19 protein-coding genes are annotated in these 18,315 nt (G+C 63.0%); 10 read left to right on the forward strand and 9 right to left on the reverse strand.

Annotated elements, in window-relative coordinates; all coding sequences use genetic code 11:
- Window positions 1-7: 7 nt before the first annotated feature.
- Window positions 8-787, forward strand: a complete 780-nt coding sequence (locus tag K3180_RS09635; protein ID WP_221540344.1) for an SDR family oxidoreductase — start codon at window positions 8-10, stop codon at window positions 785-787.
- On the opposite strand, the gene folP is transcribed toward K3180_RS09635, so the two are convergent.
- From folP to K3180_RS09650, 3 genes are all read right to left on the reverse strand, one after another.
- A complete protein-coding gene (gene folP, locus K3180_RS09640) occupies window positions 784-1,896 on the reverse strand; it encodes a dihydropteroate synthase (RefSeq protein ID WP_221540346.1) in 1,113 nt (370 codons plus the stop codon). The two genes, K3180_RS09635 and folP, sit on opposite strands and share 4 nt — an antisense overlap.
- Before the next feature lie 329 nt (window positions 1,897-2,225).
- Window positions 2,226-3,362 carry a site-specific DNA-methyltransferase gene (locus tag K3180_RS09645; protein WP_282098555.1) on the reverse strand — a complete coding sequence of 379 codons (1,137 nt, stop codon included), beginning with the start codon at window positions 3,360-3,362 and terminating at the stop codon, window positions 2,226-2,228.
- Between the two features lie 183 nt (window positions 3,363-3,545).
- Entirely contained in the window at window positions 3,546-4,169 is a 624-nt protein-coding gene (locus K3180_RS09650; protein WP_221540348.1) for a ribonuclease HII, read from the reverse strand.
- Here K3180_RS09650 and K3180_RS09655 point away from each other — a divergent pair.
- The 6 genes from K3180_RS09655 to K3180_RS09680 all read left to right on the forward strand — a co-directional run bounded on the left by K3180_RS09655 (window position 4,168) and on the right by K3180_RS09680 (window position 9,210).
- A complete protein-coding gene (locus tag K3180_RS09655) occupies window positions 4,168-5,352 on the forward strand; it encodes a PQQ-dependent sugar dehydrogenase (RefSeq protein WP_221540351.1) in 1,185 nt (394 codons plus the stop codon). The genes K3180_RS09650 and K3180_RS09655 overlap by 2 nt on opposite strands.
- Window positions 5,353-5,401: 49 nt before the next feature.
- Window positions 5,402-5,947, forward strand: coding sequence for a GNAT family N-acetyltransferase (locus K3180_RS09660; protein WP_221540353.1), 546 nt, complete (start codon window positions 5,402-5,404; stop codon window positions 5,945-5,947).
- Window positions 5,948-5,975: 28 nt separating this feature from the next.
- On the forward strand, window positions 5,976-6,524 hold the full coding sequence (locus K3180_RS09665) for a DUF1285 domain-containing protein (protein WP_221540354.1): 549 nt from the start codon (window positions 5,976-5,978) through the stop codon (window positions 6,522-6,524).
- Window positions 6,521-7,114 (forward strand): CoA pyrophosphatase, encoded by a 594-nt coding sequence (locus K3180_RS09670; RefSeq protein WP_221540356.1) that lies wholly within the window; start codon window positions 6,521-6,523, stop codon window positions 7,112-7,114. The genes K3180_RS09665 and K3180_RS09670 overlap by 4 nt, the downstream gene beginning before the upstream one ends.
- Window positions 7,115-7,230: 116 nt before the next feature.
- A complete protein-coding gene (locus K3180_RS09675; protein ID WP_221540357.1) occupies window positions 7,231-8,406 on the forward strand; it encodes a CCA tRNA nucleotidyltransferase in 1,176 nt (391 codons plus the stop codon).
- A gap of 255 nt (window positions 8,407-8,661) precedes the next feature.
- Window positions 8,662-9,210, forward strand: a complete 549-nt coding sequence (locus K3180_RS09680) for a hypothetical protein (protein ID WP_221540358.1) — start codon at window positions 8,662-8,664, stop codon at window positions 9,208-9,210.
- A gap of 77 nt (window positions 9,211-9,287) precedes the next feature.
- On the opposite strand, the gene parC is transcribed toward K3180_RS09680, so the two are convergent.
- Window positions 9,288-11,585, reverse strand: coding sequence for a DNA topoisomerase IV subunit A (gene parC, locus K3180_RS09685; RefSeq protein WP_221540360.1), 2,298 nt, complete (start codon window positions 11,583-11,585; stop codon window positions 9,288-9,290).
- A gap of 101 nt (window positions 11,586-11,686) precedes the next feature.
- Here parC and K3180_RS09690 point away from each other — a divergent pair, with 101 nt between their 5' ends.
- On the forward strand, window positions 11,687-12,253 hold the full coding sequence (locus K3180_RS09690) for a type 1 glutamine amidotransferase domain-containing protein (protein WP_221540362.1): 567 nt from the start codon (window positions 11,687-11,689) through the stop codon (window positions 12,251-12,253).
- Between the two features lie 139 nt (window positions 12,254-12,392).
- Here the strand turns inward: K3180_RS09690 and K3180_RS09695 are convergent, their stop codons facing one another.
- The gene (locus K3180_RS09695; protein ID WP_221540364.1) at window positions 12,393-12,815 is read right to left on the reverse strand and encodes a hypothetical protein; all 423 of its coding nucleotides are present in this window, start codon (window positions 12,813-12,815) and stop codon (window positions 12,393-12,395) included.
- Between the two features lie 82 nt (window positions 12,816-12,897).
- Entirely contained in the window at window positions 12,898-13,140 is a 243-nt protein-coding gene (locus K3180_RS09700; protein ID WP_221540365.1) for a cold-shock protein, read from the reverse strand.
- A gap of 690 nt (window positions 13,141-13,830) precedes the next feature.
- Between K3180_RS09700 and K3180_RS09705 the strand changes: the two genes are divergently transcribed.
- Window positions 13,831-14,178 carry a hypothetical protein gene (locus K3180_RS09705; protein ID WP_221540367.1) on the forward strand — a complete coding sequence of 116 codons (348 nt, stop codon included), beginning with the start codon at window positions 13,831-13,833 and terminating at the stop codon, window positions 14,176-14,178.
- Window positions 14,179-14,347: 169 nt separating this feature from the next.
- Window positions 14,348-15,418 carry a sensor histidine kinase gene (locus K3180_RS09710; protein WP_221540368.1) on the forward strand — a complete coding sequence of 357 codons (1,071 nt, stop codon included), beginning with the start codon at window positions 14,348-14,350 and terminating at the stop codon, window positions 15,416-15,418.
- A gap of 77 nt (window positions 15,419-15,495) precedes the next feature.
- On the opposite strand, the gene K3180_RS09715 is transcribed toward K3180_RS09710, so the two are convergent.
- The 3 genes from K3180_RS09715 to K3180_RS09725 form a co-directional block, all read right to left on the reverse strand.
- Complete coding sequence (locus K3180_RS09715) at window positions 15,496-15,822, reverse strand: 2Fe-2S iron-sulfur cluster-binding protein (protein WP_221540370.1); 327 nt, start codon at window positions 15,820-15,822, stop codon at window positions 15,496-15,498.
- Window positions 15,819-16,913, reverse strand: a complete 1,095-nt coding sequence (locus K3180_RS09720) for a cysteine desulfurase family protein (RefSeq protein WP_221540372.1) — start codon at window positions 16,911-16,913, stop codon at window positions 15,819-15,821. The genes K3180_RS09715 and K3180_RS09720 overlap by 4 nt, the downstream gene beginning before the upstream one ends.
- Before the next feature lie 337 nt (window positions 16,914-17,250).
- Window positions 17,251-18,243 carry a cysteine desulfurase family protein gene (locus tag K3180_RS09725; RefSeq protein WP_247710460.1) on the reverse strand — a complete coding sequence of 331 codons (993 nt, stop codon included), beginning with the start codon at window positions 18,241-18,243 and terminating at the stop codon, window positions 17,251-17,253.
- Between the last annotated feature and the right edge of the window lie 72 nt (window positions 18,244-18,315).

Consider the following 18,315-nt stretch of genomic DNA (forward strand, 5'->3'; position numbering starts at 1 on the left):
TTACGATATGCAAAAACTGAAAGACTCGCTGTGCGTGGTGACGGGCGGTGCCCGCGGCATCGGCAAGGCGGTTTGTGCCGCGTTTGCCGAAGAGGGCGCGCACGTCGTGCTGACCGATATCGACGAAGCCGAAGGTAGGAAAGCGGCAAGCGAACTTGGCTGTGAGTTCGCAAAGCTGGATGTCTCCAGCGAAGCCGACTGGGCCGCTTTCGCCGAGCGCTTCCCCGCCATCGACGTGCTGGTCAACAACGCCGGCATTACCGGTTTCGAGGACGGCCCCGCCGCGCACGATCCGGAGAATGCCAGCCTGACCGAATGGCACCGGGTTCATGCGGTCAACAACGACGGCTGCTTCCTCGGCTGCCGCTATGCCCTGCGCGCCATGAAGGCGAAAGGCGAAGGGTCGATCATCAACATGTCCTCGCGATCCGGCCTTGTCGGCATTCCCGGCGCGGCGGCCTATGCGGCGAGCAAGGCGGCGATGCGCAACCACACCAAGTCGGTTGCACTCTATGCCGCGCAGCAGGGCTGGAAAATCCGCTGCAACTCGGTCCACCCCGCCGCCATCCTCACCCCGATCTGGGAGCCGATGCTGGGCGACGGGCCCGATCGCGACGTGAAGATGGCAAAGCTCGTTGCGGACACGCCGCTCAAACGCTTCGGCACGGTGGAAGAGGTCGCCGCACTATGCGTCTACCTCGCTTCTCCCGAAAGCGCCTATATGACCGGCGCCGAACTCACGCTCGACGGCGGATTGCTGGCGGGAAGCGCCGCTTCGCCCGGCTAGTTCGGCAAATCCCCGAAATCGGTCAGCGCCGCATCGCGCAAGCCCCGCCAGACATTGCGCGCCTGGACGGTTTCGGGGACATCGTGGACGCGGTGTAGCTGGGCCCCCGCATCCATCCCCTTGAGCGCCAGCGCGACACTGCCGCCGAGCCGCTGGTCTGTCCCCGCCTCGTTGGACAAAGCCCCGATCATCCGCTTGCGGCTTGCCCCGAGCAGCAGCGGATGGCCGAGTGCATGGAACAGCGGCAAGGCATTGATGAGCAAGAGGTTGTCGGCAAGACTCTTGCCGAAGCCGATACCGGGATCGAGCAGGATATGGCCCGCTTCTATCCCCGCTTCCAGCGCGGCATCGCGGCGACTGCGAAGCTCGTCGAATACGTCGAACACCACGTTCGTATAGTCTCCGCCCTCGTGCAAATCCTCGCCGCTAGCGGGCGCGTGCATCAGGATGACCGGACAGCCGGCCTTGGCGACCACCTCTGCAGAGCGCGGATCGTAGGTGAGGCCCGATACGTCGTTGACCAGGCTCGCCCCGGCACCCAGCGCAGCTTCCATCACCGCCGCCTTGCGCGTGTCCACGCTGATCGCAGCACCCATTGCGGCACACATCTCGATCGCGGGAACGACCCTTTCGATCTCGTCGCCTTCCCACACCGCTTTCGCGCCCGGCCGCGTGCTTTCGCCGCCCACGTCGATGATCGCAGCCCCCGCTTCAAGCATGCGCGCGGCCTGTTCGCGCTGCACATCGGGTTTGTCCATGAACTCGCCGCCGTCGCTGAAACTGTCGGGGGTGACGTTGAGGATGCCCATCACCTGCGGCTGGTCGAGGCGGATGGTGCGCTCCCCCAGCTCGAGCGCCGGATGCGCCAGCGTGAGATTGGCCCATTGCTGCTCCGCATCGGTCGCCACCTCGTCGGGAAGTTGCCCCAGCACCTCCCCGATCGTGTCGGGCGCAGCAAGCCAGCGTTCGACAATCCGGCCATCGCGCCGCAGCACCACCGCAAAGCGGCTGGCATAAACCATTCCGCCGCCAAGCCGGATGGCATTGCCATGTTCCGATTGCGGTCCGAGGACGAAGCCGATGGGGCGGATGTAAATGCGGTCGGTCATACGGGGAACTCTATTGCAAGCCGAGACATGGACCGGGTGTTACACTGTCCAGGGGCAAAAACAGTCGGCTTGTGCGAAAAACCGTCAACTTGTGAAAATAGGCGTCGGCTTGCGCCGCGACGGTGTCGGCTTGTGCACCCGATCTGACAGCTTGCCTTGGGCTGCATGTCGGCTTGCACAGTTTCATGCGCAAACGGGTGCGGCGATGGTCGCCCACAAGGCGGAAGAAGAGCATTTCGGTCATGGCCCTGGCGGTAGCGTGTTGCGGCAGAGTAGGACAGCGCGCTCACTCAAACAGGATCCGGGGGTGACAGGGATTTGCCCTTCCCTCAGTCCTCCACCGCCAGCAGATACAGCTGGCGCGCGGCGTCGATGGGTTTGACTTCGCCGCCTGTCTCGTAATGCCAGAAGGTCCAGCCGTTGCAGCTGGGGGCGCCCTGCAGGTCCTTGCCGAGGCCGTGGATGCTGCCGGTCTGCTTGCCGATGGCCAGTGAGCCGTCTGCGCGCACAGTTGCGGACCAGCGGCGTTTCTTGTCGAACAGTTCTGTCCCCGGAGCGATGAAGCCGTTTTCTACCAGCGCGCCGAAGGCCACCTTGGGGGCGCTGCGGCCCGCCTGCATGGTGGTGAGCGCGCTTTCGTCGAGGGGGAGTTCCCTTTCGATCCGCTTCAACGCGGCATCGCGATAGACGCTTTCTCGCTCGCAGCCGATCCATTCGCGGCCCAGGCGCTTGGCCACTGCGCCGGTGGTGCCGGTGCCGAAGAAGGGGTCGAGCACCACGTCGCCGCGCTCCGTCGTCGACAGCAGCACGCGGTAGAGCAGCGCTTCGGGTTTCTGCGTCGGGTGAACCTTGTGCCCGCCCTCTTTCAGACGTTCCGCGCCGCTGCAGATCGGCAGGACCCAGTCGCTGCGCATCTGCAGCTCGTCGTTCAGGGTCTTCATCGCGCGGTAGTTGAAGTGGTATTTCGCCTTCTCGCCCTGCGAACACCACAGCAGAGTCTCATGCGCATTGGTGAAGCGGGTGCCGCGGAAATTGGGCATGGGGTTGGACTTGCGCCAGACGATGTCGTTCAGGATCCAGAAGCCCAGGTCCTGCAGGATCGCGCCGACGCGGTAGATGTTGTGATAGCTGCCGATCACCCACAGCGCACCGTCGGGCTTGAGGATGCGTTTCGCCTCGGTCAGCCAGTCCCGCGTGAAATCGTCATAGATCTTGAAGCTGTCGAACTGGTCCCAGTGATCGGTCACCGCATCGACATGGCTGCCATCGGGCCGGTTGAGATCGCCGCCGAGCTGGAGATTGTACGGCGGGTCGGCGAAAACGAGGTCGATCGAGCCGCTGGGGATCGAGCGCATGGCTTCCACGCAATCGCCATCGAGGATCTGCCCGAGGGGCAGTTCCACCGAAAGCTGTTTCTGTCTTGCCGGCGCCTTGGCGCGCAGTTTCGTGGTCTCAAGGACCGCCATGCCGATACCCCCGTCTGAAGTTATCCACAGGGTGAGTCCAAATGGATTCCGGGTCAAGTCAGTTGTTTAGGCACGCTCTCTAAAGATGGTGTTAACCATGCGAGAACGAAACGAGTCCCCCACCAGATGTTGAGTCCGCCTGCCGCAGACGGACTCCAGATGGTGGGGTGTGGCGTTAAGGACTCAGATAAGATTCATCTGGCTGACAGGCGCGAAGCTGCGGCGGTGCAGCGGCGACGGGCCGTGGACGCGCAGCGCTTCCATGTGTTCTTTCGAGCCATAGCCCTTGTTCCGGTCCCATCCGTAGTGCGGATGGTTTAGGGCCGCCTGCACCATCAGCCGGTCGCGATACTCCTTGGCGAGGATGGATGCGGCGGATATGCAGGCTTCCTTCCCGTCACCCCCCACGATCGCCCGCGCCGGCCAGCGCCATTCGCTGCGGCGACCGGCCGGAGTCAGGTTTCCGTCGATCAGCACCTCCACCGGCTCGCAGTTCAGCGCCTCGATCACCCGCTGGGTGGCCAGGGTCATGGCAAGCATGGTCGCGCCGAAAATATTGAGCCTGTCGATCTCTTCCGGGCCCACCACTGCCAGTCCCCAGGCGCAGCGGCGCTGGATTTGCGGCTCCAGCGTGGAACGTCGCGCCGCCGAAAGCTTTTTCGAATCATCGAGGCCGCCGGGACAGGGCTTGCAAAGCACTACGGCGGCCGCGACTACGGGCCCGGCCAAAGGGCCGCGCCCGGCCTCGTCCACCCCCACCACGAGCGGGGCGCCGCGAAGTCCATTTTCGGGAGTTGAAGCGAACATGAAACGTCTATCGATCCTTGCTGCCACTCTATCTCCGCTGTTGATGGCGGCAAGCTGCGGAGGCAGTTATTCCACCGGTGGATCGGGCGAGGACGCCACTTCGACCCCCAGCCCCTCCGGAGATTTCGATGGAAATTTCGCCATCGCCGAACACGGCACATTCGACGAACCCTGGGCTTCGGCCTTCATTCCCGGCACTTCGATGCTGTTCATCACGGAAAAACCGGGCACCGCGAAAATCTACGATACGCAGAACAAACGGCTGATTACCGTCAGCGGTTTGCCGCAGGTCGATTACGGCGGACAGGGCGGACTTGGCGATGTCGCCTTCCTGCCTTCCGAGAGTTCCGCCACGATGGACCGCAGGACGATCTATCTCAGCTGGGCCGAAGCCGGAACCGGCGATACGCGCGGAGCGGCAGTGGGGCGCGGGGAACTCGTCTGCGCCCAGGCCGATGCCTGCACCATTCAGGGCCTCGACGTGATCTGGCGCCAGACGCCCAAGGTAACGGGGCGCGGCCACTATTCGCATCGTATCGTCTTCAGCCCCGACGAACAGTACATGTTCGTTTCCAGCGGCGACCGGCAGAAGATGACCCCCGCGCAGGACACGTCGAACACGCTCGGCAGCATCGTGCGGCTCAATCTCGACGGTTCGGCCGCCGCCGGCAATCCGCTGGCCAGCGAGGGCAGCCCGTCGGACGAAATCTGGGCCTACGGGACGCGCAATATCCTGAGCATGGATTTCGACGATCAGGGACGCCTGTGGGAAATCGAACACGGTCCGCAGGGCGGTGACGAGCTCAACCTCGTCGAGCGCGGCGCGAATTACGGCTGGCCGGTCCGCTCCAACGGCATCAATTACGATGGCAGCGATATTCCAGACCATTCGGCCGACGATGGCTTTACCAAGCCGGTCATCAGCTGGACCCCGGTAATCGCGCCGGGCAACATGATCTTCTACGGCGGCGAACTGTTCTCGGGCATGGACGGCGATCTGATCGTGGCCGGGCTGAAGACGCAGGCGCTGATCCGGATCGCCTTCGACGGCACCAATGCCCGCGAAGTCGCGCGCTATGACATGGGCGAACGTATCCGGCAGGTGGTCGAAGGACCCGATGGAGCGCTCTGGGTGCTGGAAGACGGCGAAGGCGGGCGGCTGCTGGAACTTCGCCCCGAGTAAGCCAAAATTGATCGACAGCCATGGGCCGCGCTTCTAAGCGGCGCGGCCCATGGCGACTCTCGTTCCCCTGTCCGCGGTCGATCCCGCATTGCTCGAGCAATTGCTCGACGCCGCTTTCGGCGAAGGACGCCATGCGCGCACCGCCTACCGCATCCGCGAAAGCGTGGAATGGCTGCCCGGCCTCAGCTTCGCCGCGCTGGACGAGGACGATTATTTGGCAGGCTCGATCCAGCTCTGGCCGGTCGCGCTCACCGATCCCAAGGGCCGCCCCCATCCTCTGATCATGGTCGGACCGGTGGCAGTGATGCCCGGCCGGCAGGGTGAGGGCTTCGGCAAGGCGCTGATGGCCGCGAGCCTCGGGGCGATCGACGCGGCGTTCGAGGACGGCGCCCCGCCCTATCCGCAGGTGATGATCGGCGATCCGGATTATTACGACCGCTGGGGCTTTGTCGCCGAACATACCGGCGGCTGGCATTGCCCCGGCCCGTTCGAGCGCCACCGGCTGCTGCTGCGCACCGGGAACCCGGCGATCCTGCCCCGCGAGGGGATGCTCGGTCCCTGGACGCCGGAGACGAGCGAGCACTTGGCGAAATAGCCGCGCTCTGCCATCGGTCTTCCTACCGATGGTCTATACTCCGCCCCCAGAACTCGCCGGAATGTCGCTCGCCCAGATTGCCGAGGCAGTGGCCGAACGCCGCCTGCCTCCGGTAGAACAGTGGTCCCCCGACAATGTCGACGACAGCCACATGAAGATCCAGGCGGACGGGACATGGCTTCATGACGGCAGCCCGATCACCCGCCCCGCGATGGTGCGCGCCTTTTCCGGCCTGCTCAACCGCGAGGAAGATGGCAGCTACTGGCTGGTCGTGCCCTATCAGAAGCTCTCCATCGAGGTGGAGGACGCCTGTTTCATCGCCACCGACGTGAGCCGCAAGGACGGCGATCTGGCCTTCCGCCTCAACACCGACGAATTGGTGGTCGCGGGACCGGACAACCGCATTCGCGCGGCGGGCGATCTCGAGCAGCCTGCGCTTTACGTCCACGTCCGGCGGGGCTGCGAGGCGCGGCTGAACCGTTCGACCTACGAACAACTCGCCAGGATCGCGCTGGCTGAGGGCGAGGACTGGACCGTGACCAGCGGCGGGGAGAGCTTTTCGCTCCTGCCCGAATGAGCAATCTGTTCGACCGTCTCACCGAATTGTTCGAGCAGGGCCACGCGCGCGATCTCGGCGATTTGCTGTCGGACGAACGCTTCGCCGATCTCGACCGGACAGCCGATGCCGCAGTCCTGATCGCCGTGACCGAACGCGAGAATCCCACCGTCCTCCTGACCCAGCGCCCACGCACCATGCGCGATCATCCGGGGCAGGTCGCCTTTCCCGGCGGGAAGATCGACAAGGGCGAGGATGCAGTCGAGGCGGCGCTGCGCGAAGCCTGGGAGGAGCTAGGCATCGAGCGCGAGAAAGTGCGCGTTATCGGCACCACCGATCGTTACCAGACCGGCACCGGCTTCGACATCACACCCGTCCTCGCCACAGTCCCCGCAGACCTGCCCATCCGGCCCGACCCGCGCGAGGTGGAAAGCTGGTTCGAAGCCCCGCTCGATCACCTGATGGACCCGGCGCGCTGGAACGAGAACGAGGTGTTCTGGAAGGGCGCGATGCGCCGCTATTACGAAATGGACCACGCAGGCTACCGTATCTGGGGCGTAACCGCGGCGATCTGCATCAATCTCTCGCGGCGTCTGGCGTGGTTCGACTAGAGGCAAACCTCCGGAACCGTTCGCCCTGAGCTTGTCGAAGGGCCGCACTTCACTTAGGCGCTGCATCCGCAGGAAAGGACAGTGCTTCGACAAGCTCAGCACGAACGGAATTCAGGTTGGCCACTTTACCTTCAGCGGACTGGACCAAGCGCGACGATCTCGCGCAACTGATCGGCGCCCTGGGCACCGACAACGCGCGCTATGTCGGCGGCGCGGTGCGCGACACACTGCTCGGCAAGGACATCCACGATATCGACATCGCCACACCCTTGCTGCCGGGCGAGGTGATCGATCGTTGCAGGGCCGCCGGCATCCGGACCGTGCCCACAGGTATCGATCACGGCACCGTAACCGCGATCCTGCCCGATGGCCCGGTCGAGATCACCACTCTGAGGCAGGATATTTCGACCGACGGCCGCCGCGCCACGGTCGCCTTTGCCAAGGACTGGCGCGAAGATGCCGCACGGCGCGATTTCACCATCAACGCGCTTTATGCGCACCCGGAGACACTGGAGATCAGCGACTATTTCGAGGGGCTGGAAGACCTCGAGAAGGGCCGCGTGCGCTTCATCGGCGATGCCGCCGAGCGCATTCGTGAAGATCACCTGCGCATCCTGCGCTATTTCCGCTTCCAGGCCCGTTTCGGTGACGCGCTGGATGACGAGGCGGTTACCGCCTGCCGCGAACTGGCGCAGACCCTCAAGGGCCTGAGCCGCGAACGTGTCGCGATGGAACTGCTCGCGATCCTCGCTCTGCCCGAACCCTTGCCCACTATCGCCTTGATGAACGAACTGGGCGTGCTCGAGGTCATCTTGCCCGAGGCCAGGGCGCGCGAAACGGAGTGCCTGCAGCAGCTCGTCCAGGCCGAAAGCCGCGAAGGCATCGCTGGCGATCCTGTCCGCCGCCTCGCCGCCCTGCTCCCCCCAATCGCGAGCGTTGCCGAAAGCGTGGCAGCACGCCTGCGTCTCTCGCGCCAGCAGCGCTCGCGGCTCGTCTGCGCCGCCGAACGGAAACAAGCGGACGGGGATAACCCTGCCAGTCTCGCCTATTACGAAGGCCTCGAAAGCGCACGCGACCGGCTGCTCCTGCAAGGACACGGCATTGCAGCGCTCGCTGGGTGGGAAACACCCGAACTGCCCCTCAAGGGCGGCGAGATCGTCGAACGGGGTGTCGCCAAGGGACCGCAGGTGGCAAAAACCCTCCAGGCGGTGGAGCGGCGCTGGGTCGAGGAAGGCTTTCCCGATCGCGCCCGGGTGATGCAATTGCTCGAGGAAGAGCTGGCCTCCCCGTGATGCACCGCAACATCGCGGCCCAGGCCCGTTACAACGGGTCCTTCATCTACGCTTAAGCTGCAATGCAGCATAAGACGGGGCATAGCGGTTGCCACCCGGCAATCCTCTTGGCATAGAGCATGCCGCTTCCCCGGGAGGGGGCACGCGGCGCTAGTTCGAGACATCCACTCTCGTTGTCGCTCTAACCACCAGATCCGCCTGCGGCGTGTTCCACGCGTTGCGGACGTGTAAGTTTAACGTGTCTTGGAGATTATCATGAAACTCGCGAAGCTGGCCGTTGCCGCCGTCGCCCCCCTTGCCGTTCTGGCTGCCAACCCCGCGCTTGCCAATGAACAGGTCGTCGTCGGCGCCACCGTATCCGGACCCGAAGGCAATGCCGTCGGCACGATCGTCACCGTCGAAAATGGCCAGGCCATTCTCGATACCGGCAAGCACAAGGTTCCGCTGGGGATCGACATGTATGGCGAAGGCGAAACCGGCCCGACCATCACCGTCACCAAGGCGCAGCTCGACAGCATGATGGATGCGCAGGTCGCCGAAGCCGAAGCGAAGCTCGATGCCGCGCTCGTCGTGGGTGCCGAAGCGATGGATGCCGAACACGCCCCGCTCGGGACGATCCTCGAGATCGACGGCGATAACATCGTCATCGCCCGCGGCGGTGACGAAATGGACAAGGTCACCCTCCTGCGCGAACATTTCGCCGTGGGCGATCATGGCCTGATGGCGCTGCTCACCAATGCGCAGATCGAAGCAGCCATGGCGCAGACCGCGCCCGCAGGTGGCGGTGCCAGCGCAGGCGAATAAGAGATCTTACGAGTTCCCTGGGAAACCAGGGTCGCAAAGGACCGGGGGTGCGGCAACGCGCCTCCGGTCTTTTCGTATCAGCCGAACTTGTTGTCGCGCGGGAAGCCTTGCGGCGGCAATCTTCCCGCTCCGCCGCGCGCCACCTTCCACTGCCACATCTCTCCTTCGGTCCGCGTGCGGCCTTCCTTGCCGCCCATGGTCCAGCTGAGTCCTTCTTCCATCTTGAAGGTCGTGGCATCCGACAGGCCGCCGTCGCGATAGTTTTGCAGCTTGTTGCCCTGCCCGCGCGACATCTGGGGCAGTTCCTCCAGGTTGAAGACCACCAGCTTGCGGTTTTCGCCCACAACCGCGACATGATCGTGACCCTGCTCGATTGGGCGCACAACGCGCAGGATCGCGTCGCCGGGCAGGTTCACCACCTGTCGGCCCTTGCGCGTTTCGGCGAGCAGTTCGTCGGTTACCGCCGCAAAGCCCTTGCCCGTGCTGGCAGCCAGCAACAGGCGCTTGCTCTTTTCATGGACCACCAGGGCAATGATCTGCGCGCTGGTTTCGATGTCCAGCGTGTTGCGAACCGGTTCGCCGAAACCGCGCGCGCCGGGCAGCTTGTCCGCCCCAAGCGTGAAGAAACGCCCGTTGTCGGCCGCCAGCAGCAGCTTGTCGGTCGTCTGCGCGTGGATCACGAAGGCCGGTCCATCGCCTTCCTTGTACTTGAAGTCCTGATCCAGCGGCAGGTGCCCCTTGGCCCCGCGGATCCAGCCCTTCTGCGACAGGATCACCGTCACCGGCTCCTTCTCGATCATCGCGTCCATGCTGAATTCGACTGCCGGGGCGGCCTCGGCGATGGTGGTGCGCCGCTTTCCGAGCGCAGTGTCCTCGCCATATTCCTTGCGCAGCGCATTAAGGTCGCGCTTCAGCCGCGTGCGCTGGCGGGCGGGCGAGCCGAGCAGCTTGTCGAGTTCGTCCTTTTCCTTGAGCAGTTCGTCCTTTTCGTTGCGAAGCTGCATTTCCTCCAGCTTGCGCAAGGACCGCAGCCGCATGTTGAGGATCGCCTCGGCCTGCCGGTCGGTGAGCTTGAACTCCTCCATCATCAGTGGCTTGGGTTCGTCCTCCGTGCGGATGATCTCGATCACCCGGTCGAGGTTGAGGAAGGCGATAATATAGCCTTCGACCAGTTCCAGCCGCCGGGCGATCTGGTCCAGCCGGTGCTGGCTGCGGCGCTGCAGGATGCCGATCTGGCTGACGATCCAGTTGTCGAGCAGTTCCTTCAGCCCCATCACCATCGGCGTGCGCGAGTGGTCGAGCACGTTGAGGTTGAGGCCGAAGCGCGTTTCCATGTCGGTGAGCTTGTAGAGGCTTTCCTTCAGCAGCTCCGGATCGACATTGCGGCTGCGCGGGATCAGCACGATGCGCACCTCCGTGTCGCTTTCGTCGCGCACATCTTCGAGAATGGGCAGTTTCTTGTCGCCGATGGCGGCGGCGATCTGTTCGATCAGCTTGCCCTTCTGCACCTGGTAGGGGATTTCGGAGATCACCAGCTGCCACTGGCCGCCGCCTAGCCGCTCGATACCCGCCTCGCGGTCCTCCGGCTTCTCGGCCTCGGCTGCATGGAACCGCCCGCGCACGCGGAAGCTGCCGCGTCCCGTTTCATAGGCCTGGCTGATCGTCTCCGCGCTTTCGGGCACGACGCCGCCGGTGGGAAAATCGGGGCCTTTGAACAGTTCCATCAGCCGCGCATGCTCGACATGCGGATTGTCGATCACTTCCAGCGTCGCATCGACGATCTCGGCCACATTGTGGCTGGGAATATTGGTCGCCATGCCCACCGCGATCCCGCTGGCCCCATTGGCCAGCAGGTTCGGGAAGAGGCCGGGCATGACCTCGGGCTCTTCTTCCTCGTTATTGTAGGTCGGAATGAAATCGACCGTACCTGCGTCGAGCCCCTCCATGAGCCGCATCGCGGTCTTGGTCAGGCGCGCCTCGGTGTAACGATAGGCGGCGGCGTTATCGCCGTCGATATTGCCGAAGTTCCCCTGCCCCTCGACCAGCGGGTAACGCAGCGCAAAATCCTGCGCAAGGCGGACCATCGCATCATAGGCGGCGGTGTCGCCATGCGGGTGATACTTACCGATCACCTCGCCGACCACGCGGGCCGATTTCTTGAACCCGCTCGCCGGGTCCAGCTTGAGCTGCCGCATGGTCCACAGCAGGCGGCGGTGGACCGGCTTCAGCCCGTCGCGCAAATCGGGCAGCGAACGTGCCGTGATCGTGGAGAGCGCATAGACGAGATAGCGCTCGGATAGGGCGGAATCGAAAGGTGCATCGACGATGGCATCGAAGGGATCGGCGCCGGAATCGTCGGTCTTGGCAGTGGTCATGAGGTCCGCCCTATCAGAGCCACGGCTCGGCTGTCACCGCGGAACGGCGCGTCATCCCCACACGTTGCAAGGGTAACACCAAATCAAGGAGCATCCCTCTCATGACACACCACACGAAACGCGTAATGATCCTCGCCACCGATGGCTTCGAACAGTCCGAACTGATGAAGCCCAAGGCCAATCTGGAAGACGCCGGTTTCGAGACGACGGTCGTCAGCCTCGAGAAGGGCGAAATCAAGGGTTGGGACCAGAAGGACTGGGGTGACAGCGTATCGGTCGACAAGACGGTCGACGAAGTGACCGACTGTTCCGGCTACGACGCGCTGCTGCTTCCCGGCGGCCAGATGAACCCCGACATCCTGCGCATGAACGAACGCGCCGTTGCCCTCGTCCGCGAATTCGGCATGTCGGACAAGCCGATCGCCGCGATCTGCCACGCCCCCTGGCTGCTCGCCGAAGCGGACCTGCTCAAGGGCAAGACGGTCACCAGCTGGCCCTCGATCCGCACCGATCTGAAGAATGCCGGCGCCAATGTGGTCGACAAGGAAGTCGCTATCGACGGCAAGCTGATCACCAGCCGCAACCCGGACGACATCCCGGCCTTCAGCAAGGCGCTGATCGAGATGCTGGGAGAAAGCGCAGACAAGCGCGAGCTTGAATCGGCCTGACAGAGGACTCCGGTTTCATACCAGTATGAGCCCCGTCACAGCCTGGTGGCGGGGTTTTCAGACGCAACCGAATTTACAGGGGATCGGGGGAAAGCGCGGCAGCTTGCCGCGATAGCCGGCAGGGATCGCGGAACCCTCCCTAAGAAAGCGGAACCGTATTCGGAGCCAGCTTCTGACGCGTATGCTCGGCCAGCGCCAAAGATAAATCGGAATAGGTGTAGGCCCCCACGTAATATTGGCTGAGGGCTTTTGAAGTCATGCCGGGTGGCAACGGCATTTCGGCCGGATCGCGAGAAACTTCGTCACTTTCGGAAGTCCCGGGCGATGCGATTTTCCGACTGGGCGAAGGATCGTCCACATAGGTTCCATAGATCACCGTTTCACCGGATCCGGCGAGTGGGCGCGGCTCCAACCCTTGGAGCGACTCGCGAAGTTCGCGAATCTTTTCTGCATAGAGCGTGACCTTGGCGTAATGATTTTTCTGGCCCGCATCGTCACCCGATCCGCTGGCTTTCATCACTTCCACCTGGTGAGCGTGCAGCAATTCATTGAGGTCCATCATCATTCTCCTCGCGCTGGCAAATTCGGCGGTACGGCAGGCAAATCGGGGACGCCGTTTCTGGCGTCCCCGACAGATTCAGGACCTAGCCCTGCTGGTTTGCGGCCTGCTCGGCCTTGCCCTGCTCCATCTGGAGGTTCACGGCGCGTGCCTTGCCGCCATCGACCTGGCTGGTTTCATAACCGAACCGCTGACCCGAACTGGGCGTCTGGCCTTCCTGCTGGAGGTCGGCCTTGGCGAAGTGGAGAGGCTCGCCGCCCTTTTCGGGAGTGATCGTTCCGGCACCCTTGCCGGTGTCGTAGCTCTTGATCGTGCCAAAATGTGTCATGATGAATTCCCTTCGGTCTCGCGCAGGCAATCGAAAGCGACCGCTTGTGCGCGGGCTAAGAGGCGGAAAAGAAAGAAGGGAGGGTCTAGTGCCCTCGGGACCGTCGATCGCGACTGGTAGCTGAACGGAATATGGGAATAAATATTTGTGATGCAATGAAATTGCGTAATATTTTTTCCCAGATTCAGGTCAAATTGGAAAGAAATTAGACAAGGGTCGATGCGCATTGGGATCGCCGATCCAACCGCCGTTGAAATTCTTCGATGAAACCCCATCTTGAAAGCATCGGCGGCATCTCATCATAAGCGACCCCGACTGAGAGACCCCGCGCTCCCGCTTACGCATGGGAGGCAGTCATTGTCTCAAACGACCGACACCCATTTATCCTCGCACCGCTCCGATCCCATGGGCCGAGTGAGGGAGCCCGACCGCGATCCGCAGGCGGGATTCAAGCGCTTCATGTGCGAGCCATACCTCATCGACGGACGCAGCTATGCGACACTCGCGAGCATAAGAGCCAGGGGTACGCATGACCGGACGCCAGGATTTTCGAAATGACGGCGGCCTCGGAACAGCCCAACTACATCGGAGTTCTCGGAACATTCGCCGCGCTGGCGCTACTCTTTTGGGTGATGTCCTGATCCACCTTATCGACTGACCGGTCGGCATTGCCTTGAAGAGGAGAACGATATGTCCGATTCCAATCCTGCCAACGGCGACAACGATCCTCGGCAAAGAGCATTGTCGAGATGGGATGACGAAGGCGGGGCCATATCCTCGGTTCCGGCTGAGACGGTCACCGAAATTCCCGAAATCTCCAACACCGAGATGGTCCACCTGCGCGTAAGAATCATCGCTCTCGAAAATCTCCTGATTGCAATGTTGGCCGAAGGTTCGGACAAGCAGATCGCGATTGCACGCGAAATGGCCGATTATATCGCCCCTCGATCCGGTTCCACTCAGCATCCGCTCACGGTGCAGGCGGGAAGCCACATGGCGAGCCTGATCGAACGCGCGCTGCAGTTTCGAACCGTTTGATCATGATTTCACAAATAGACGATGCCGTGCGGGTTTAAGCCGAGGATGTGATATAGACGATGGACTGATCGCCAGCACATGAGTCGCTGGCAAGATTTCGGCCAAGCCGAACGACCCGGAATTACCCGCAATCTGCGATGTGCCGGCCTGCCCTTGAAAGGGGGCACCTATGACCAGTTCAATCTCTGCTCCCGACCCGGTGACCAGCCTTGCCGAGGCGATGGTGGTAAATTCCGATACACCCCTGATCATGCTGGACGAGGACTTGACGGTCATCGCGGCCAGCCTGTCGTTCTGCCGCGCCTTCGGCCTCGACTGCGCCATCCTGCCGGGCAGTTCGATCCTGGAAATGGGCGATGGCGAATGGGATGTCGCACGACTGAAGTCGCTGTTGCGAGCGACGGGTTCGGGCGGTGCGGATATCGAGAAATACGAACTGGCTCTGCGCGACCCCAAGAATGGGAATGCGCGCTGTCTGGAGTTATCTGCACATCGGCTCGAATACGAAGGCTCCCAAAGCATTCGCATTCTCCTGACGGTCATCGACACGACCGAAGCTCAGGCCTCCAGGAAGGAGAAGGAAGCGCTTATCGCCAACAACGTCATGCTGATGCAGGAACTCCAGCACCGTGTGGCGAACAGCCTCCAGATAATCGCGTCAGTCCTGATGCAATCGGCCCGCCGCGTCAGCAATGACGAAACGCGGACCCACCTCCAGATGGCTCAGAGCCGCGTGCTGTCGGTCGCAGCGATCCAGAAGCAGCTTTCCCAGTCCGGATCGGGTGACGTCAGCCTGCGGCCCTATCTGGAGCAGCTTTGCGACAGCATCGGGATTTCCATGATCGCGGACCCCGATATCCTGACCATCGAAGTCGATGTGGAGGATGGAAGCGTCACTTCGGCAAACTCGGTCAGCATGGGTCTGATCGTAACCGAACTGGTGATCAACTCGCTCAAGCACGCCTATCCCGCCGATCGCGGTGGAACGATAAAAGTCCGCTACGCGAAAGACGGGCGCAGCTGGAAACTGGAAGTCGAAGACGACGGCGTCGGTATGCCTCTCGAAGACAAGCCGGCAGCGGTAGCTGGCCTTGGGACCAACATAGTCGAAGCGCTTGCACGCCAGTTGCAGGCGAGAATCGTCATGACGAACGCAGAACCGGGAACCCACGTTTCGATCCAGCACGAGGACGCAGAAACTCCCGGGGTCGAACCGATGCCGGTGGTTGAAGCCGTATAATCGGGTCAAGTTCGCGCACGCAGGATCACACGACGCAAAACAGTCGGCAGCGATGGGTCGTTAGCCGGCCTTGACCCCTAGCGGCTCATATCGTGACTTTCGGCGGGGACGGTGACGGTCAGTCCATCCAGTTCCTCGCCCAGCACGATCTGGCAGGACAGGCGGCTGGTGCGGCGCACGCCGGCGGCGAGGTCGAGCATGTCTTCCTCCTCCTCGCTGGCCTCGGCAAGCCTTGCGAACCAGTCCTTGTCTACCACCACGTGGCAGGTAGAGCACGCCATCTGGCCTTCGCAGGTCCCTTCCAGCGGCATCCCCGCAGCCTGCGCCACGCGCAGCAGCGTGTCGCCCGCCTCGGCCTCGGCATCGACGCGCCCGCCGTCGGAAGTGATGAAATGGACCTTCACAGGCTGCCCTGCGCCCTGGCCGCCTCGTTGATCACCTTGCCCGCTTCCTCGATCTCCTCGAGCGTCGTGTAGCGTCCGAAACCCAGCCGGATCGAAGTCTTCGCCAGTTTCTTGGGCAGGCCGATCGCTTCGAGCACATGGCTGGTACGGCCGGATCCACTGGCGCAGGCCGAACCGGCGGAGAACATCACTTCGCGGCATTCACTCATCAGGCGATTCACGTCGAGCCCGCCGCCATTGGGCCCTCGCGGACGGATGTTCAGGTTGCCGTGCCAGCGGGCCTCGGCACTGCCGTTGAGCTCCCAATCCTCGAAAATCTCGCGGGCGCGTTTCCACAGTTGTTCGATGTGTTCAGCGTCCTGATCAAGCGCTTCATTCGCAAGCGCCGCAGCTGTTCCCATGCCCGCGATCAGGGCCGGTGAAAGCGTGCCGGATCGCAGGCCATGCTCCTGCCCGCCCCCGGTCTGGACTTCCTGAAGGTCCAGCCCGTCGCGAATCCACAGCGCGCCCACGCCCTTGGGCCCGTGGAACTTATGCGCCGAAATCGCGATCATGTCCGCGCCGGTCACCTCGATCTTACCATAGGCCTGCACCGCATCGCAGAGATACAGTGCATTGTTTTCCTTTGCTTTCCTGTGCCATTCGAGAGTCGGCTGGATCGTACCGATCTCGTTATTGACCTGCATCAGGCAGACGAGACGCGTATCGGCCGGAAGGTCCTGCTTCGTATTGCACTGCCCGTTCTTGGCGACATTGAGGACATGACATTCGCCCGCATCGCGCGCGGTATCGAGCACAGCGGCATGCTCGATAGCGGAAACCGAGACCGTCCCGCCTTTCCCCGATCCCCGAATAGCCAGATTGATCGCCTCGGTCGCGCCCGAGGTGAAGATGACCTTCCCCCCTGCCGGGAACAGCGCCGCCACCTGCTCGCGTGCGAATTCCACCGCCGCCTTGGCCTGTCGGCCCAGCTTGTGCGGGCTATGCGGATTGCCGAAGCCGGTGCCGCCCGGCCCGTCGAGCCAGCGCAGCATCGTATCGCGCGCCTCGGGGGCAAGCGGAGTGGTGGCCTGATAGTCGAGGTAGATCATCGCCGCCGGCACCCGGTACGCGGGTGACGAAGTTTACACCCTGTCACGCGTTTCCAGTATGCCGAAATCCGCAGAAATGCTTGATTTTTCGCCCATTTGTTGTGGGTGACACTTGCGGCATGCAGCGGGGGGGAGGTGATATCGGGCATTGCCGAAAACCTGCCTTGTTGCGGCTTTGTAGGAAAGGGAATTGTTCTTTCGGTCATCGAGATCGGTAATTTGAGGGCAAAGCCCCTTATCCGATCGTGCTGAGCTTGTCGAAGCACTGCCCTGCTTTGCTTCCAGCGCGACGCTAGGAGAAAGTGCAGCCCTTCGACAAGCTCAGGGCGAACGGACATTATTGTTTCGCCAGATCGAGCCATACCTCGCAGAAGCGTTCCACTTCGGCGCGCGCGGTGTTCCAGCCGAAGCTGGCACGAATGGTCCGGTCGGCCACCTCGGGTTCAACCTGCATCGCCTGCATGACGTGACTGGTCTTCATCGTACCACTCGAACAGGCGGAGCCCTGCGACACGGAAATTCCCGCCATGTCGAAGCGCATGACCTGCGCGCTGCCGCTCATCTTCGGCATGGCGATGGCGCGGATATAGGGCGTCGGATCGGACAGCCGGTCGGACAGCCATGTACCGCCAAGGTCGCGGCATTGCTGCGCCAATTGCTCGAGCGGTTCCAGCGTGGCCCTATCGAGATAAGGATCGCCACAAGCCTCCAGTGCCGCCGCCAAGCCGAGCACACCGGGCAGGTTCTCGGTACCCCGCCTGTAGCCGCGCTCCTGTCCGCCCGCAGGCTCGAGCATGGCGAAATCCTTCACGAGCAAAGCACCAACACCGATCGGCCCGCCGAATTTATGCGCAGAGATGATCGCCATGTCGCACGGCGGCAGCGCAAACCTGCCCGCGCCTTGCGCGCAATCGGCGAGCAGCAATCCCCCAGCCTCGTGGACCTGCCCCGCAATCGCGGCGAGATCCTGCAGGTTTCCGGTTTCGGAATTTACCTGCTGGACTGCGACGAGCGGCCGTTCGCGCTGCACTGCCTCCCCCAGCACTTCGAAATCGAGCGCACCGTCGGGCCGCACCGGCAGACGCTCGGCATCGACCGCAGCCTTGAGGATCGCGTCATGCTCGACGGCTGAAACCAGCCGCGCACCTGCTTTCGCGTGACCCAGCGCAAGCGCCGCCGCCTCGCTCGCGCCGGAGGTGAAGATCACCTCGCCCTCCCAGCCGAGCGCGCGCTTCACCCGCTCGCGTGCATCCTCCAGCGCCGCCCGCGCCTTGCGGCCTTCGGCATGCGGACTGCTCGGATTGGCCCAGAGCGCGAAGCCTTCTTCCATCGCGCGCCTCGCCTCTGGGCGCAGCGGTGTGGTAGCGGCATGATCGAGATATATGCGTGTCGGGACGGGACG

This window comes from Qipengyuania huizhouensis (assembly GCF_019711635.1).
Classification (GTDB): Bacteria; Pseudomonadota; Alphaproteobacteria; order Sphingomonadales; family Sphingomonadaceae; genus Qipengyuania; species Qipengyuania huizhouensis.

What these genes read in the sequence shown, in the direction of transcription:
- K3180_RS09635 (WP_221540344.1), top strand. Translation starts at nt 8, where the DNA reads ATGCAAAAACTGAAAGACTCGCTGTGCGTGGTGACGGGCGGTGCCCGC.
- folP (WP_221540346.1), bottom strand. Translation starts at nt 1,896, where the DNA reads ATGACCGACCGCATTTACATCCGCCCCATCGGCTTCGTCCTCGGACCG.
- K3180_RS09645 (WP_282098555.1), bottom strand. Translation starts at nt 3,362, where the DNA reads ATGGCGGTCCTTGAGACCACGAAACTGCGCGCCAAGGCGCCGGCAAGA.
- K3180_RS09655 (WP_221540351.1), top strand. Translation starts at nt 4,168, where the DNA reads ATGAAACGTCTATCGATCCTTGCTGCCACTCTATCTCCGCTGTTGATG.
- K3180_RS09650 (WP_221540348.1), bottom strand. Translation starts at nt 4,169, where the DNA reads ATGTTCGCTTCAACTCCCGAAAATGGACTTCGCGGCGCCCCGCTCGTG.
- K3180_RS09660 (WP_221540353.1), top strand. Translation starts at nt 5,402, where the DNA reads ATGGCGACTCTCGTTCCCCTGTCCGCGGTCGATCCCGCATTGCTCGAG.
- K3180_RS09665 (WP_221540354.1), top strand. Translation starts at nt 5,976, where the DNA reads ATGGTCTATACTCCGCCCCCAGAACTCGCCGGAATGTCGCTCGCCCAG.
- K3180_RS09670 (WP_221540356.1), top strand. Translation starts at nt 6,521, where the DNA reads ATGAGCAATCTGTTCGACCGTCTCACCGAATTGTTCGAGCAGGGCCAC.
- K3180_RS09680 (WP_221540358.1), top strand. Translation starts at nt 8,662, where the DNA reads ATGAAACTCGCGAAGCTGGCCGTTGCCGCCGTCGCCCCCCTTGCCGTT.
- parC (WP_221540360.1), bottom strand. Translation starts at nt 11,585, where the DNA reads ATGACCACTGCCAAGACCGACGATTCCGGCGCCGATCCCTTCGATGCC.
- K3180_RS09690 (WP_221540362.1), top strand. Translation starts at nt 11,687, where the DNA reads ATGACACACCACACGAAACGCGTAATGATCCTCGCCACCGATGGCTTC.
- K3180_RS09695 (WP_221540364.1), bottom strand. Translation starts at nt 12,815, where the DNA reads ATGATGGACCTCAATGAATTGCTGCACGCTCACCAGGTGGAAGTGATG.
- K3180_RS09700 (WP_221540365.1), bottom strand. Translation starts at nt 13,140, where the DNA reads ATGACACATTTTGGCACGATCAAGAGCTACGACACCGGCAAGGGTGCC.
- K3180_RS09705 (WP_221540367.1), top strand. Translation starts at nt 13,831, where the DNA reads ATGTCCGATTCCAATCCTGCCAACGGCGACAACGATCCTCGGCAAAGA.
- K3180_RS09710 (WP_221540368.1), top strand. Translation starts at nt 14,348, where the DNA reads ATGACCAGTTCAATCTCTGCTCCCGACCCGGTGACCAGCCTTGCCGAG.
- K3180_RS09720 (WP_221540372.1), bottom strand. Translation starts at nt 16,913, where the DNA reads ATGATCTACCTCGACTATCAGGCCACCACTCCGCTTGCCCCCGAGGCG.
- K3180_RS09725 (WP_247710460.1), bottom strand. Translation starts at nt 18,243, where the DNA reads ATGGAAGAAGGCTTCGCGCTCTGGGCCAATCCGAGCAGTCCGCATGCC.